This window comes from Sphingomonas horti, assembly GCF_009753715.1.
In the GTDB taxonomy this organism is placed as follows: Bacteria; Pseudomonadota; Alphaproteobacteria; order Sphingomonadales; family Sphingomonadaceae; genus Sphingomonas_B; species Sphingomonas_B horti.
In genome coordinates this window covers 52869-66340 of sequence record NZ_WQMS01000002.1, presented here as the reverse complement: position 1 = coordinate 66340, position 13472 = coordinate 52869, and the positions used below count along the sequence as shown (strand labels likewise).

The 13472-nt window shown below is 67.2% G+C and carries 12 protein-coding genes and 1 tRNA gene; 3 read left to right on the top strand and 10 right to left on the bottom strand.

Annotation, left to right across the window (positions count from 1 at the left end; all coding sequences use genetic code 11):
- Nucleotides 1–2 precede the first annotated feature (2 nt).
- Entirely contained in the window at nucleotides 3–470 is a 468-nt protein-coding gene (locus GON01_RS02860; protein ID WP_198159765.1) for a nucleoside deaminase, read from the top strand.
- Here the strand turns inward: GON01_RS02860 and ribA are convergent.
- From ribA to GON01_RS02835, 5 genes are all read right to left on the bottom strand, one after another.
- A complete protein-coding gene (gene ribA / locus GON01_RS02855) occupies nucleotides 467–1510 on the bottom strand; it encodes a GTP cyclohydrolase II (protein ID WP_157025857.1) in 1044 nt (347 codons plus the stop codon). The two genes, GON01_RS02860 and ribA, sit on opposite strands and share 4 nt — an antisense overlap.
- Nucleotides 1507–2289: an exodeoxyribonuclease III gene (locus GON01_RS02850; RefSeq protein WP_157025951.1), complete on the bottom strand. Its 783-nt coding sequence runs from the start codon at nucleotides 2287–2289 to the stop codon at nucleotides 1507–1509. Before GON01_RS02850 ends, ribA begins: the two co-directional genes overlap by 4 nt.
- Before the next feature lie 201 nt (nucleotides 2290–2490).
- A complete protein-coding gene (locus GON01_RS02845) occupies nucleotides 2491–3102 on the bottom strand; it encodes a LolA family protein (protein ID WP_157025855.1) in 612 nt (203 codons plus the stop codon).
- A 63-nt stretch (nucleotides 3103–3165) separates the two neighbouring features.
- On the bottom strand, nucleotides 3166–5091 hold the full coding sequence (locus tag GON01_RS02840) for a S9 family peptidase (RefSeq protein WP_157025853.1): 1926 nt from the start codon (nucleotides 5089–5091) through the stop codon (nucleotides 3166–3168).
- Nucleotides 5092–5117: 26 nt separating this feature from the next.
- A complete protein-coding gene (locus GON01_RS02835) occupies nucleotides 5118–7427 on the bottom strand; it encodes an FtsK/SpoIIIE family DNA translocase (RefSeq protein ID WP_157025851.1) in 2310 nt (769 codons plus the stop codon).
- A gap of 95 nt (nucleotides 7428–7522) precedes the next feature.
- Between GON01_RS02835 and GON01_RS02830 the strand changes: the two genes are divergently transcribed.
- Nucleotides 7523–8728, top strand: coding sequence for a UbiH/UbiF/VisC/COQ6 family ubiquinone biosynthesis hydroxylase (locus GON01_RS02830; RefSeq protein ID WP_157025849.1), 1206 nt, complete (start codon nucleotides 7523–7525; stop codon nucleotides 8726–8728).
- Here GON01_RS02830 and GON01_RS02825 read toward each other — a convergent pair.
- The 3 genes from GON01_RS02825 to GON01_RS02815 are packed head-to-tail and all read right to left on the bottom strand — an operon-like array spanning nucleotide 8725 to nucleotide 10441.
- Nucleotides 8725–8919, bottom strand: coding sequence for a Trm112 family protein (locus GON01_RS02825; RefSeq protein ID WP_157025848.1), 195 nt, complete (start codon nucleotides 8917–8919; stop codon nucleotides 8725–8727). The genes GON01_RS02830 and GON01_RS02825 overlap by 4 nt on opposite strands.
- On the bottom strand, nucleotides 8916–9545 hold the full coding sequence (locus GON01_RS02820; RefSeq protein WP_157025950.1) for an LON peptidase substrate-binding domain-containing protein: 630 nt from the start codon (nucleotides 9543–9545) through the stop codon (nucleotides 8916–8918). Before GON01_RS02820 ends, GON01_RS02825 begins: the two co-directional genes overlap by 4 nt.
- Nucleotides 9545–10441 carry a tetratricopeptide repeat protein gene (locus tag GON01_RS02815; RefSeq protein ID WP_157025949.1) on the bottom strand — a complete coding sequence of 299 codons (897 nt, stop codon included), beginning with the start codon at nucleotides 10439–10441 and terminating at the stop codon, nucleotides 9545–9547. Before GON01_RS02815 ends, GON01_RS02820 begins: the two co-directional genes overlap by 1 nt.
- A gap of 142 nt (nucleotides 10442–10583) precedes the next feature.
- Here GON01_RS02815 and GON01_RS02810 point away from each other — a divergent pair.
- Nucleotides 10584–10658, top strand: a tRNA-Gly gene (locus tag GON01_RS02810).
- 40 nt (nucleotides 10659–10698) lie between these two features.
- On the opposite strand, the gene GON01_RS02805 is transcribed toward GON01_RS02810, so the two are convergent.
- Nucleotides 10699–12534, bottom strand: coding sequence for a hypothetical protein (locus GON01_RS02805; RefSeq protein WP_157025846.1), 1836 nt, complete (start codon nucleotides 12532–12534; stop codon nucleotides 10699–10701).
- Nucleotides 12534–13472: a TniB family NTP-binding protein gene (locus GON01_RS02800; RefSeq protein WP_157025844.1), complete on the bottom strand. Its 939-nt coding sequence runs from the start codon at nucleotides 13470–13472 to the stop codon at nucleotides 12534–12536. The genes GON01_RS02805 and GON01_RS02800 overlap by 1 nt, the downstream gene beginning before the upstream one ends.

Genomic DNA, 13472 nt, shown 5'->3' with positions numbered 1-13472 from the left:
CCATGACCATGACCGACGAACATTATATGCGCGAGGCGGTTGCCTTGGCCCGCGCCAACATCCAGGCAGGTGGGCGGCCGTTCGGCGCGGTTCTGGTGCGCGATGGAGCGATCGTCGCGCGCGCGGCGAATGGAATCCACCAGAATCATGATCCGACCGCGCATGCGGAACTGCTGGCGATCCGGCGGGCCAGCCAGACGCTCGGCAGCGCGCGACTGGACGGCTGCGTCATCTATGCGAGCGGCCATCCCTGCCCGATGTGCCTGGCGGCGATGCATCTGTGCGGCATCCAACGCGCCTTCTTCGCCTATTCGAATGAAGACGGCGAACCCTATGGGCTTTCCACCGCAGGCATTTACGTCGAAATGACGCGGCCTCCGGCCGAGCAGTCGGTCTCGCTGCGCCCGCTCAGGCCGGCCGGCGAGCACGGGCTTTACGACCTGTGGCGCCCGGCGGAATCCAGCCCCTAGAGCTGGTGCCCCGTGCGATCGCGCTTGGTGGCGAGATATTGTTCGTTGTGCGGATTCACGCCGACACGGTGCGGAACGCGCTCGACCACGTCGATGCCCGCTTTTTGCAGCTCGGCCACCTTGTTCGGGTTGTTGGTCAGCAGCCGGATGCGGCGCTGTCCCAGCAGTTCCAGCATCCGCGCGGCGATGCGGAAATCGCGAGCGTCAACGCGGAAGCCGAGCCGCGTGTTGGCGTCCACCGTGTCGAAGCCCTGGTCTTGCAGCGCGTAGGCGCGCAGCTTGTTGATCAGGCCGATGCCGCGGCCTTCCTGGCGCAGGTAGAGCAGGATGCCCCAGCCGGCGCCGGCGATCTCGCCAAGCGCGGCATGGAGCTGCGGCCCGCAATCGCATTTGAGGGAGCCGAGCACGTCGCCGGTCAGGCACTCGCTGTGCAGACGGACCAGCGGCGGCGTACCGTCCGGCTGGCCCAGGATCAGCGCCACGTGCATGTCGCCGCCGTCGGCCGAACGGAAGGCGACGATCTCCGCTTGCTCGTCGGCCTCGACCGGCAGCCGCGCGCGCGTGGCGATGCGGAGCCTTGCGGGATCGACAAAGCCTTCGATGTCCTGGGGCGAGAGCGCCCCTCGCATCTCTCCATCGGCCGCGAAAAAGGCCGGGAGCACGCCTGCTATCCGCGCGAGTTCGAGCGCGGCATCCGCTGCCGCCTGGTGCTTGACCGGGACAGCGCGGAACGGGCCCTTCAGCGGCGTCGCGAGGTCGAGCGCGGGATCGGCGAGCGCGGTTGCCGTTTCGAAATCGAGCCACGGCGCCCGTTCGACGCGGACGGCATGCCCGGGATTGGCGGCCTCGCGCTGATTGGCAAGCTTCAGCGTTTCCGCGCGGCTTGCCGACAGCAGCACGTCCGCTTGGCCCGCCGGATCGAATGCGGCGAGCTGTTCCGCGTCCGCGGTCTCGATCGGGAGCAGCGCCAGCGGACCGACTGCCACCGGCCAGCCGCGGCGCAGCGCGTCGATCGCGCGCGCGACCGCGCGGTCGCTCAAAAACTGAACTCCGTCACCAACGGCACGTGATCGGAGGGTTTCAGCCAGCTGCGGCACGGCTCGTGGACCGCATGCCCGGTGGCGTTCGCGGCCAGCTCGGGGCTCGCCCACATATGATCGAGACGGCGGCCGCGGTCGGAGGCGGCCCAATCCTTGGCGCGGTAGCTCCACCAGGTGAAGCAGCGTGTCGGCGCAGGCACGAACCGCCGGCCGAGATCGACCCAGTCATGCGCCGCCTGGAGCTTCGTCAGCGCCTCCACCTCGATCGGCGTGTGGCTGACCACGTCGAGCAGCTGCTTGTGGCTCCAGACGTCGCATTCCAGCGGCGCGACGTTGAAGTCGCCGACCATGATCGTCGGCACGCGGACGCGGTCCGACCAGTCCGTCATGCGCGCGAGGAAATCGAGCTTCTGGCCGAATTTCGGGTTGAGCGCGCGATCGGGAATGTCGCCGCCGGCCGGCACATAGACATTCTCCAGCCGGATGCCGTTCGGCAGCCGCACGCCCAGGTGCCGGGCCTCGCCATTGGCCTGCCAGTCGTTGCGTTCCTCTTCGACCAGCGGCAGCTTCGAGACGATCGCGACGCCATGATGCATCCGCTGCCCGTTCAGCAGCACATGGTCATAGCCGAGCGCATGAAAGGCGGCGGCGGGAAAGCTGCCATTCTCGACCTTGGTTTCCTGCAGGCACAGGATGTCGGGACATTCCTGTTCCAGGAACTGCTCGACGATGCCGATGCGGAAGCGGACCGAGTTGATGTTCCAGGAGGCGATCTTCAGCGTCTTCACGGGCGTCGACTTAAGGGCGCGTCCCCCACAAGGAAAGACCCCCGCTCCGGGGGCTTGGAGCGGGGGCCGACCAAGCGTTCGTCACGCTGGAGGGAGGGGGCTCTCCGGGCGGGCAACAGGGGGAAATCCCGCCAAAAGCCCCTCTCCACCGAGCGAGCCCTAGGCCGGCGAACCTGTCCCAAAGATGAACGATCAGTCGCGGTTCTTGCCGGGGCGCGGATCGTCCCACTGAAACACCGTTTCGGCGACGGGAACGTTCAGCCTCTGGTTCGACAGCCGGACCGTGGTGCGGTTGTTCTGCGCGTCGAGCGCGACCCAGCCTTCCAGCAGCAGCCCCCCGGGTGCATCCGCCTTCTCGGTGAAGGCAAGGGTGATCGATCCGAATTGCGGGTGACGCGGATCGCGCGCCAGAATGGTGATGACGCCCGGCGCGGCCGACGGCACGACCTTTGCCACCCGCGACAGGTCGCGTTTCGGATTGAGCAGGATATCGAGCGGCGAGCCGCCGATCCGGTATTTGGAAACCTGCTTCACCTGATAATCGATGAAGTTCAGCACGCGCCCGTCGCCCACCACCAGGATCGGCACGCCGGCTTCGTACTGGAAGCGGATCTTGCCGGGCTGCTTCAGGTAAAGCTTGCCGGTGAGCGACTTCCCCTTGCGATCGGTCTGCATGAAATCCGCGGTCATCGTGTGGACGCCTCGCAGATGTTCCTGGACCCGGCGGATCACGCTCGGCTGCGCATAGGCCGGCGCGGCGAGGGCAAGCGACGTCAGGGCAACGGCAACGGGGCGAAAGAACATGAACGGCTCCGGGAATGTGCGGCGGGCGCTACGTCTCGCCGCTTGAATGCGGACTGAACCCGGTCAACGCGTCCCGAGCAGATTTCGCTCCCAGAACATCAGCGTGGTCCACATCTGATAATCCTGATTGGCTTTCTTGGAATAGCCATGGCCTTCGTCGGCGGCGAGCAGGTGCCACGCGGTCTGGCCGTTCTTGCGGACCGCCGCGACCATCTGCTCCGCCTCCGAGGCCGGAACGCGCGGATCGTTCCCGCCGGTGACGACAAACAACGGGATTTTCAGCTGGCCGACATGAGTCAACGGAGAGATGGCGAGCAACTGCGCGCGCTGTCTGGCGTCGCGCTCGTCGCCATATTCAACCCGGCGCAGGTCGCGGCGATAGCCTTGCGTGTTCTCCAGGAAGGTGACGAAGTTGGAAATCGCGACGACGCAGTTCGCTGCCTTGAACCGATCGCCGTAGCGGATCGCGGAGGCGTAGCACATATAACCGCCATAGGAGCCGCCGGTGACGCCGAAATGGGCAGCATCGAGCGCCGGGTCCTTGGCCAGCACGTCCAGGAACGCGCCGATGTCCTTCACCGAATCCTCGCGCTTGAACGGCCCGTTGTCGGCCGCGACGAACGTCTTGCCGAATCCTGTCGAGCCGCGGACGTTCGGGTAGAAGATCGCGATGCCGAGCTCGTTCAGATAATAATTGTTGCGGCCGAGGAACCCGGGCCGTGACTGGCCTTCGGGTCCGCCATGGATGTTGACCAGCAGCGGCCGCTTGCCTGGGAATTTCGCCGGATCGGGGCGGTAGAGGAAGCCGGAGACCTCCAGCCCGTCGAAGCTCTTGACCTTGACCAGCTCGGGCTCGCGATTGGCGCTGACGTCGAGGCCGCCGGTCTCGCTCTGCGTCCAGCGCGTGACGGCCAGCGTCTGCGGATCGACCGCATACATGTCGGCCGATGCGCGCGCCGAGCTGACGGTCAGGCCGATCGTGCCCCACGGCGCCACCTGCAGCGTGCTGGCGACGCCCTGCGGCAGCGCAGTGACGGTCCGCGCCGACTTACTGGCTGTGTCGAGCAGCTTCAGCCGGCTCACCCCGGCTTCGTTGACGATATAGGCGACGAAGCGGCCGTCCGGCGCAATGTCGAACGTGTCGACGTCCCAGTTTTCGCCGGCGGCCACCGGCGTGAAGCGGCCGCTCTTCGGGTCGAGCGTGCCTAGGCGCTGGAAATCGGAGCCCTGGTCGGAGGTCACCCAAAGCGTGCCGTCGGGCGCGAACTCCGCCTCCCCATAGGCGATCGTCTGCTTGTGGTCGCCGATCGGCGTCATCGTGCCCGAGGCGAGGTCGAGCAGATAGGGGTCGACCTTGTTGACCGAGATATAATTCAGCACGACGGCCGTCTTCCCGTCCGGCGCGAAATCCGCGATGCCCCAGCCGCCGCCTTTCACCGCCGCGACCATGCGGTCGGTCTTCGGATCTCGCGGGTCGATCACATACAGGTCGGAATCGGTGCCCGTCCGGCGCGTCGAGCTGTAGGCGAGCCAGCGCCCGTCATGGCTCCAGGCGTTCAGCTCGTTGCGGCTCTTGCCGTCGGTGATCAGCGTCAGCCGGCCGTTGGCGAGCGTGTAGAGCTGCCAGAATTCGCTGCCGCCGACATCCTTCTGCACGACGACCACATCACCGCGATTGCGCGCGGCAGTCGCGCCGGCGATCGTGTCCGCCTCGAAGCTGATCTGCCGGCGCATGCCCAGCGGGCTCGCGACTTCGTGCAGCTGCGGCGTGTTGCCGAAGCGAGTGATGATCAGCGCCGACTTGGTCCGCGGATTCCAGCCGTTGAACACGCCCGAGCGGAATTCGAGATAGGGCCGCGTCTTCTCGACCAATGCCTGCGGCACCGGCGGAATTCCGTCCGCCGTCAGTGCCTCCGGCTTGGGCGCAACCTGGCCCTGAGCAAGCGCCGCCGACGCCATCAGCGCGGCCGCGAGAACGACTTTCCGCATGATCCCTCCCATTGTCTGGGAGGGGCTTAGATCGGCTCGCCGGTAGTGTCGATCAGGACTTCGCGGCGACCGACATGGTCGGGACGGCTCACCTTGCCTTCCTGCTCCATGCGCTCGATCAGCCGCGCGGCGCTGTTGTAGCCGACGCGGAGCTGGCGCTGGACGTAGCTGGTCGAGGCCTTCTGGCTTTCCGCGACGATCTGCACGGCGCGGCGGTACAGCTGGTCCTCGGGGCTGTCGTCGCCCTTGGGCGCGCCGTCGAATTCGAACTGGCCGTCCTCGGGTTCCTCGGTGACCGCCTGGATGTAGTCGGGCTTGCCCTGCGCGCGCCAATGGTCGGCGACCGCGCGGACCTCGTCGTCGGACACGAACGGCCCGTGCACGCGCACGATCTGCTTGCCGCCGGGCATGTAGAGCATGTCGCCCTTGCCCAGCAGCTGCTCGGCGCCCTGCTCGCCAAGGATCGTGCGACTGTCGATCTTCGACGTGACCTGGAACGAGATGCGGGTCGGCAGGTTCGCCTTGATCACGCCGGTGATGACGTCGACCGAGGGGCGCTGCGTCGCCATGATCAGATGGATGCCGGCCGCGCGCGCCTTCTGCGCCAGGCGCTGAATCAGGAACTCGACTTCCTTGCCCGCCGTCATCATCAGGTCGGCGAGCTCGTCGACGACCACGACGATCTGCGGCAGCGGCTCGAAGCTCAGCTGCTCTTCCTCGTAGATCGGCTGGCCGGTCTCCGCGTCATAGCCGGTCTGGACGCGGCGGCCGAGCGGCTGGCCCTTGGCCTTCGCCACCCGCACCTTGTCGTTGAAGCTGGCGAGCGAGCGGACGCTGACCGACGCCATCATCCGGTAGCGCTCCTCCATCTGCTCGACTGCCCAGCGCAGCGCGCGGATCGCCTTGGGCGGATCGGTCACGACCGGCGAGAGCAGGTGCGGGATGTCGTCGTAGATGCTTAGTTCCAGCATCTTCGGGTCAATCATGATCATCCGGCACTGGTCGGGCGTCAGCCGGTACAGCAGCGACAGGATCATCGCATTGAGGCCGACCGACTTGCCCGAGCCGGTGGTGCCGGCGACCAGCAGATGCGGCATCGGCGCTAGGTCCGCGATGACCGGATCGCCGGCGATGTTCTTGCCCAGGATGATCGGCAGCGCGCCGCCCTGCTCCTCGAACGAATCCGACCCGACGAGTTCGTGCAGCACGACCGACTCGCGGACCTGGTTCGGCAGCTCGATGCCGATCACGCTGCGGCCGGGAATGGTTGCGACGCGCGCCGACAGCGCCGACATGTTGCGGGCTATGTCGTCGGCCAGCTGGATCACGCGGCTGGCCTTGATGCCGGCGGCAGGTTCCAGCTCGTACATGGTCACGACCGGGCCGGGACGCACCTCGACGATCGAACCCTTGACGTGGAAGTCGTCGAGCACGCTTTCCAACAGCCGCGCGTTGCGCTCCAGCGCGGCCTTGTCGAGCGGGCCGCCTGTCGACGGCGGCGCCGGCTTCAGCAGGTCGAGCGGCGGCAAAGTGTAGCGGTCTCGCAGGTCGAAGCTGGTCTGCACCGGGCCGGCGGCTGATTTCTTCGGCGGCGGTGCGCTCTTTCCGCCAGGCACTGAAATCACCGGCGGCGGCCGGTCGTCGGCCTCGACGCGCGGCCGCTTCTCGACGACGGGTTTCGGCGCCCTTGTCGCCTTGACCGGGCGGCGGTCGGCGGGGTCTGTTTCGCGGCGGCGGAACAACCAGTCGCGTTCGATCTCGTCCAGCTCCAGCGCGACCGCCCAGAGGATCAACCCGCCGAGCGCGACGACAAAAATGATCGCCGACTGCACCCACCAGCGAATGACCGGGTCCGCGATCGCATCCAGCCCGACGCTCGCCAGCCGCGCGCCGAGATAGCCGGCAGCCCCGCCCAGGCCGCCGGGAAGCCCGGCGATGGCCGTGTCGCGGATCAGCGCGAGCGCTGTGCCGACCAGCATCACCCCGATCAGCGCCAGCGGCATGTTGCGCTTCCACCGTCCGACGAAGCGATCGTGCCATAAACGAAGCGCCATGATCAGCAGCAGGGGGAGAAGCAGGCCGACGGCGGGGCCGAAGAAGGACAGCAGCACGTCCGATGCCCAGGCGCCGGCGCTGCCCACCCAATTCTGCGCCGGGCCGCCGGCGGCGGTGTTGAGCGCCGCGTCGCTGGGGTGATAGCTGACCAGCGCGAGGCCGAGCAGGAACGCGAATGCGGCGAGCGCGATGGCGCCGGCCACGGCCCAGCTTCGCGCGAAGCCGCGCGCGATTGCCTCTCTCCAACCCGGAGCTTCCTGTTCCGCGACCCGCGTCGCCATGCGCCCTGTCCCGCCCTGTGCGCTAAATGTTCTGCTTCGCTAATTCGCCTGCGCCGGACTCCCCGTCAAGCGTTCCCGGCGTTAAGGGCAAAAGCATGCAAAGCGACGTGATCATTCTCGGCGGCGGCCTGGTCGGCCTGACCCTCGCATTGGCGCTGGACGCGCATGGATTGAGCTCGACGGTGGTCGATCCGGCAAACCCGGAGGCGGTGCTGGCGCCCGGCTTCGATGGCCGCGCCTCCGCGATCGCGAGCGCCAGCTGGCGGATGCTGCAGGCGATCGGCCTGGGCGACCGGCTGGAGGGGAAGGGCTGCCCGATCGCGCAAATCCGCGTCAGCGACGGGCTGAAGCCCGGCGCGCTCGATTTCGAACCCGCCCCCGACGACGGCGCGCTCGGCATCATGTTCGAGAACCGGTTGCTGCGGCAGGCGTTGCACGCGGCTGCGGCGGAGGCGAAGCATGTGACGCTGCTGATGCCCGCCCGCCCCGTCGAGACGGAGCGGGGGGATCATGGCGTCACCGTGCGGCTCGCGGACGGGCGCGCAATAACCGCTCCGCTGCTGGTCGCCGCCGAAGGGCGCAACTCACCGACGCGCAGCGCCGCCGGGATCAACGTCGCGCGCTGGCAGTACGAACACAGTGCGATCATTGCTGCGGTCGAGCATGAAAAGCCGCACGAGAATGTCGCGTACGAGATCTTCTATCCCACCGGTCCGTTCGCGATCCTGCCGATGCTGCCGGGCAATCGCTCGGCGCTGGTCTGGTCCGTCGCCAAGGCTGACGCCGCGGGCTATCTGAAGCTCGGTCCGCGCGGGTTCGTCGCGGAACTCGAGAAAAAAATGGGTGGATTGCTCGGCAAGCTGGAGCTGATCGCTCCGCTGTCGAGCTATCCGCTCGGCTTCCACCACGCCGGGCGGATCACGGACCAGAGGCTGGCGCTGGTCGGCGATGCCGCGCACGGCATCCACCCGATTGCAGGGCAGGGCCTGAACCTCGGCCTGCGCGACGCGGCGGCGCTGACCGAAGTGCTGGTCGAAGGCGCGCGGCTCGGCCTTGATCTGGGCGACGCGCAATTGCTGAAGCGCTACGAACGCTGGCGGAGCCTCGACACCTTCCTCGTCGCCGCTTCGACGGACGGCCTTGCGCGGCTGTTCGGCATTCCGGGGGACACAGCCTCGGCGGTCCGGCGCTTCGGGCTATCCGCCGTCCAGCGGATCACGCCTTTGAAAAGCTTCTTCATGGCCGAAGCCCGCGGCGAATATGGCGACCGGCCGAAGCTGCTGAGCGGGTTGACGGTCTAAGCTCCCCTCCCACTTACGGGAGGGGAGTCCAGTGTTCGCGCTTCTTCCGGTAGCATCACGGGCACGCCGTCGCGGATCGGGTAGGCGAGGCCGGCGGCCTCCGAGACGAGTTCCTGCGCGGCCTCGTCGTAGCGCAGCTTCGTGCGCGTGACCGGGCAGACCAGCATGTCGAGCAGTTTCGGGTCGATCATTGCAGCGTCACCGGATCGTCATGGTCGCCGGCGTGGCGGCCGAAGAATTGCATCAGCTGGATCGCCAGCTCGGTGCGCTCGGCGAGGCTCCCGGCTTCCAGCAGCGCCTGCTTCGCGGCGACGTCGAAGGGCGCGATCTGGGCAATGCCGTTGACCAGCGATTCGTCGTCGAGGCGGGAGACGGCGTTCCAATCCACAGCATAACCTTGGGCATCGGCATAGCGGCGCGATTCCTCTTCGAGCGCGGCGCGCTGGGCGATCGGCAGGGGCTCGGCGGGCATGTCCTCCTCCAGCTCGGCTTCGACCTGGCGGAACGGCGTCGTCACCGACAGTTCAGAGAGGAGGCGGAATCTGGCCACGCCCTCCAGGACGATGTTGTAACGGCCGTCGTCCAGCGCCTCGACATGCGCGATGCGCCCGACGCAGCCAATGTGGAACAGCGGCGGCGGGTCCGCGCCTTCCGGCGCCGGACGCGGCTGGATCATGCCGATGCGCCGATCGCGTGCCATCGCGTCGCTGACCAGCGCCCGGTAGCGCGGCTCGAAAATGTGTAGCGGCAGCTGCATGCGCGGAAACAGCAGCGCGCCCGCCAGCGGGAAGATCGACAGGCGCGTGATCTCGCCCATCAGGTGAACAGCAGCGCGGAAAGGCGGCGGCGCGTGGTCGACGTCCAAGGGTCCTCGAGCCCGACCACTTCCATCAGCTTCAAGAGCCGCGAGCGCGCGGCGCCCTCGTTCCAGTCCCGGTCGGCCTGGATGATCGCGAGCAGCTGGTCGGCGGCGCCGTCACGATCGCCCGCCGCCATCAGCCCGCCGGCCAGTTCATAGCGCGCGTCGAGATCGGCGGGATCGGCCGCGACCTTTTGCTGCAGCGGCGCCAGGTCGTCGACCGGACGCGCCTCGCGGGCCAGGGCGATCGCGCTTTCGGCGCGGGTGACCGCCGCGTCCTTGCGCGCGTTCTCGGGAAGCGATTCGATCAGTGCTGCGGCCTCGTCGACCCGGCCGGTGCCGACCAGTGCCCGGGCAAGGCCGGAAGCGACGGCCGGTTCCTCCGGCGCCATGTCGCGCAGCTGCGTGAAGATACCGATCGCGCGCTCCGAATCGCCATCGGCCAGCACCTGCTCGCCCATCGCGATCAGCGGCTCCAGCTCGGCCTCGAGCGCCTGCGCTTCGCCCTGGATCGGCAGCTGCTTCAGCAATTGATCGAGATACTGGGCGAATTGCTTTTCGGTGCGGGCCGGCGTCAGGTCCGCGACGAGCTGGCCCTGGAACAGGGCATAAACGGTCGGGATCGACTGCACGCGGAATTGCGCCGCGATCAGCTGATTCTCGTCGACGTTGATCTTCTTCAGCACGACGCCGCGATCGGCATAGTCGGCCGCAGTCTTTTCCAGCACCGGCGCAAGCGCCTTGCACGGGCCGCACCATTCCGCCCAGAAATCGAGAATCACGAGCTGCGTCATCGACGGCTCGACCACGTCGCGCTTGAAGGCGTCGATCGCTTCGCGTTCGGCGGCGCTCAGTCCCAAACTGGCCATGTCTGCTCCGTTGTTGCCGCCCCTATGTGGGGGAAAGCGCCGCGCTGCCAAGGGGCTTGCGTGGGTGGGCGGAGCCCGCTATTGGCGCCGCCTCACCCGCCCCGCACGTCCGGGGCTCGACGCCAGAGCGGGCGTAGCTCAGGGGTAGAGCACGACCTTGCCAAGGTCGGGGTCGAGGGTTCGAATCCCTTCGCCCGCTCCAGCGCAGTGCGGAAACCACTTAAGGTCTCCGCCTTACCACTTTAGAGCAGAAGCTCGCTAAGCTCGGCTTCCGTGGTTTTCCGGTCCCAGCCGAACAGCCCGCGCGCCCCCAATCCCTTATGACGGACGAGTGACGTGACCGTCGGGACCGGCTTGTCCAGACGCGCCACGAGCTCACCCAGCGAGATGAAGCTGCAGGCCTTCTCCCGGAGATCGGAAACGCTTAGTCGCCAACCTTTACCCTTCTCTCGCTGGCCTTCGAGGCTGGCCAGCGCCTCCTGGTGCTTCGTACTGAGGTTCAGGATGTCCATAGCGTCCTCCCATGTGTAGTCTTCCTGCCACTCGCCGGTGCCGAGAGCGGTAATCTGGTGTGCATTGGCGGCGGGGACCAGGATGCTGTTCGGCGCGGTCCCGTCGTCCTTGAGGCGGAAGGGAAGGCGAGCTTGGGCCATCATGCCGAGCACGGTGCCCCAAGGCTTAGGCCCGCCACCGATTCGCCTCATCAGGCACGCCAGCGGAACTGGATTCTCGATTTCCGCCTGCACTTGGGAGTTCCTCAGGCTGGCCTTGAAAGCGGCCAAGTCGGAGTGGGTCGTCTGAGCGGAGCGATAGCGCGCGAGGAGCCAGGGGTGGTCATGCCGGCGTACGGTGGCGGTGCTCAGAAGCTGTTCGCCGGCGTATCGAGGCAGCCCAAGTTCGCCAGCCAAGCTATGAGCGGCAAGGCGATCGACGCGAACCTCGCCGAGATATTCGATCTCTTCCCTGTCGAGGCTGGACCGGAGGGCGCCATGGCGGAAGCCGAAGCGCGACTTGAGGACCTTGGCGTCCCTCGCTGCGGCAACCTCGCCTTCGGTTGCACCGAGGATCCATGCGGCGGGCTTCACCCGCATGTCGGCATCGCCCTGGCGATCGAGATTCAGAGAGTCCGAGGTCCGCAGGGCATCGGCCAGGCACTGCACTTCGGGCAGGAGCTCACCCCGCGCGTGGCCATCCAGGATGTTCCTGATCCTCCCCCGTGCCGCCCGCGCCTGGGGCGTTGCGTTGGCGCCGCCAAGGCGAGCGGCAAGCGTCCCAAGCGAGTCTGGATAGCCTTTCAGGAGAGTCCACGCCTCCGCGTGGGCCGATACTACCTGCTGCTGCTCTCCTAGGTGGGTTCGCGCACGGAAGCTGAAGCGCAGTTCGGGATCGACGATGCCTGCGGCCAACGAGGTTATCTCAAGCAGCGCACCTGCTGAGAGGCTGGCGAGCTCCTGCGGTAAGCCTGCAGCCACTCGCTGCCCATCGGCCGAGGTGCCGTAAGCCAAGGTGCAAAGCTCATAGAGATCGGCGCGGAGCGCCGGGTCGACGAGTTCCGCCCGCTGCACGGTCAGGTCTGCGTTGCACATGTCGCACCGACGCTGGTCCTGAGCCTGACGCCAGCGCTGCACCTGACCACAGTCTGCGCAGCTGTCCTGCAGGAACTCCCAGCTTTCGGAGCAGAATGGAAGGGTGCGGAGCGACCACGCCGTCAGGTGGGTTTTGGCGCGGCCGAGCGTCGCCGGCGAGAACCGCCTGACGTTCGTCACAACGGCCTTGCGGCGGACCGGGACGCCGTTGAGCTGGACGTATGCAGAGCTGGGCCCGGCGCCCAGCATTCGCGCCTCCACGCTCGCCTGGTCGGCCCCCAGCGAGGTAGCGAGCAACGGAGCCGCCTCGATGCTCAGCAGCGCGGCTATGGGCTTCGCGGTGTAGCTGAGGCCGGTGCGTCTCAGGATGCTGTAGGGGGACGGGAGGACGTTCTCATGAGCAGTCCTCGTGATCCAGCCCATGAGTGACTCGCGCTCGAGCGGCACGATCGGCCACATCACCGCCGCCGCGGGTCGTGCGATCTCGGTCATTACTCAGCGAGACCCTGAAGCGGATTGGCGTCCAATTCACCTTCCAGAACGTAGCGCACGTCCAGCGCGCGGTGGAGGTCCGCGACGGTGATGCGGCTCCCCCTCCGACGGGCGACTGCGCAGAGCGCGTCCTCCAGAACGAGCGCGAGTTCGCCGATGAGGCCGCTGCATGCCCGGCAGAGCGCCTCCGCGACGTCGGGCGCGGCCAGGTTCGAGTGCCGCGTGAGCAGTTTGCGCCTGACGATCTCCTCGTCCATGCCGGCGAGGAACTGCTTCCACGCCGTCAGGTCATCCTCGTGGTCGGGATCGAGCGGCGTAAGCGAGAGCTGCGAGGAGCACCGGTTCCGGAGCTCCTTGTTGGACTTGAACAGCCGGTTCGCATCGGCGGTGCCCATGAAGACTATGGGTGCCCAGCCCTTCGTGAGCATGTTCTTGAGCGTATTCGAGACGTCCTTGCCCATGATCTTCTGGCTGCAGTGGTTCAGCTCGTCGATGATCATGATTTCCACCCCCTTCTCGATGAGGGCCTTGCGGAGGCGTTTGAGCAGCAGCGACTCGGTGCCTTCGGTGGCATACTCGTCGCCGAGCTGCTCCAGGCACGAGACGATCAGACTCTTGGGCGTTCCGGTCGTCTCGAGTGTGACGTGGAGGACGGGCGTCTTTGTGGGGTCGCGGTCCGGCTGAGCTGCGACGAAGGCGACGAACTGCTTGGCGGCCTCGGACTTGCCCGCGCCGCTGGGTTGGATCACCCTGATCCCTCGCGTCGGGGCGCCGGGCGCACGCGCCAGGCCGGAGACGCGCAGCTGCTCCATAGTCTCGATCAGCTGATGCTGGCGCGGCTCCGCGAGGCGGATATCCTGGAACCGGCTCTGGACTCCGCCGACCCTCGCGCCGCGCTCGGAGGGGCTCTCGTCTTCTGATTCCGTGCTGTTGGCCAA

Coding starts and splice junctions, on each gene's coding strand:
- GON01_RS02860 (WP_198159765.1), top strand. CDS start 3: ATGACCATGACCGACGAACATTATATGCGCGAGGCGGTTGCCTTGGCC.
- GON01_RS02845 (WP_157025855.1), bottom strand. CDS start 3,102: ATGTTCTTTCGCCCCGTTGCCGTTGCCCTGACGTCGCTTGCCCTCGCC.
- GON01_RS02840 (WP_157025853.1), bottom strand. CDS start 5,091: ATGCGGAAAGTCGTTCTCGCGGCCGCGCTGATGGCGTCGGCGGCGCTT.
- GON01_RS02835 (WP_157025851.1), bottom strand. CDS start 7,427: ATGGCGACGCGGGTCGCGGAACAGGAAGCTCCGGGTTGGAGAGAGGCA.
- GON01_RS02830 (WP_157025849.1), top strand. CDS start 7,523: ATGCAAAGCGACGTGATCATTCTCGGCGGCGGCCTGGTCGGCCTGACC.
- GON01_RS02825 (WP_157025848.1), bottom strand. CDS start 8,919: ATGATCGACCCGAAACTGCTCGACATGCTGGTCTGCCCGGTCACGCGC.
- GON01_RS02820 (WP_157025950.1), bottom strand. CDS start 9,545: ATGGGCGAGATCACGCGCCTGTCGATCTTCCCGCTGGCGGGCGCGCTG.
- GON01_RS02805 (WP_157025846.1), bottom strand. CDS start 12,534: ATGACCGAGATCGCACGACCCGCGGCGGCGGTGATGTGGCCGATCGTG.